This window comes from Brevibacillus sp. FW301-21C12A, from assembly GCF_058788915.1.
Genome location: NZ_JBYTBG010000108.1, coordinates 1 through 1,343, shown reverse-complemented (window position 1 = coordinate 1,343; position 1,343 = coordinate 1). Strand labels below are relative to the sequence as shown.

1 protein-coding gene is annotated in these 1,343 nt (G+C 48.8%); it reads left to right on the top strand.

The genetic code is table 11. The features are described from left to right. Positions 1 to 98: 98 nt before the first annotated feature. The gene (locus AC3WQH_RS25450) at positions 99 to 1,289 is read left to right on the top strand and encodes an ISL3 family transposase (protein ID WP_081592107.1); all 1,191 of its coding nucleotides are present in this window, start codon (positions 99 to 101) and stop codon (positions 1,287 to 1,289) included. The last annotated feature ends 54 nt before the right edge of the window (positions 1,290 to 1,343 follow it).

Here is a 1,343-nt window from a genome sequence, read left to right as displayed (position 1 = left end):
GATTCATCACCATAACCCGTGCTAGACATTGAAAAAACGTAGATGTTCCTCTATCGTGAAAGTTGTCCTGACCATCACAAGATAGGAGGAAATCTACGTTGTCTAACCAGTTTACCACAGACTTAATCGGCCTTCCATCGTTTCAACTTTCCCATTGGGACAAAACGACTGAAACCGATTGGGTAGTGACTCTCACTCCCAATCCAGCCTCTCATCTGTGTCCTCTCTGCCTGAAAGAGAGCACCAATCATGCTCGCCCAGGGTACCGTCTTCTTCGTCACCGCTTTATTCCTTCATGGGGTACTGTCTGGGTACGTGTTCCTGTATATCGACAACGTTGCCACGATTGCCAGATCACCTGGACTCTCGAATGGGATGGAATTCCCTATCGAGGAACGGCTACTTTTGCGTTTCGTCAAATGGCCGTTGAGTTGTGTCAGAAGAGGGATTTGCTTAGCGTTTCCAAACAACTCGGAATCTGCTATACGACATTGGAACGGTGGTATTACCAACTGGCTCCTCAGCTTCTCGCTAAGCCCCAAGATCATCTTACGCCTACTATGGTCTGTCTGGACGAGTTTGCTCTCCAAAAAGGACACAAGTACGGTGTCAACCTCATGGATGCACAAAGCGGGCATATCTGGCAGGTTACAGAAGGGCGTTCACGTGAGCAGGTTCGTCAGGCTCTCATGAACTGGCCCTTTGCTACGCCTCCACAGGTTGTTGTGACAGACTTGGCTCCTGGAATGGCTGAGACGGTTCGCGGTGTTTGGAAGGATGCCACGGTAGTAGCGGACAAGTTCCACGTCATTCAGCTCTTCTCCAAATCGTTAGAAGCTGCTCGTAAACGTACCCGTTCGCGGGGAACTCATCGCCGGGGTAGACATGAACAACGTCTGCTCCACACACCTCCTGATAAACTGAAACCTGAGGAACAGGAGGAATTGAAAGCCTGGTTCGCTCAAGATCCCCATTTGGAACGCCTTTACAACGCTCTTCAGCACATGAGAACGGTATATGCAGCTCAGACAGAAGAGTCGGGAAAAGAAGCACTCCAACAATGGATAACCGAGCACCTCACATCTCCCACCTCTGCCGTCCGTTCGATTGCAAAAACAATCGTTCAATGGCGACAGTCGGTTCAGAATTATTTTTCGTTTCGAGTTACAAATGCTCCGATTGAAGGGACACACAACAAAGTGAAAGTCATCAAGCGACGAGCCTATGGGTATCGCAACATCGAGCGGTTCAAGATTCGAATTCGGCTGGAGTGTAAACCAGCCATATAAAAAAGTGAAAAACTACGCTAGAGGAAGATCAAGCACGTTTAATGGTGAAGAGCT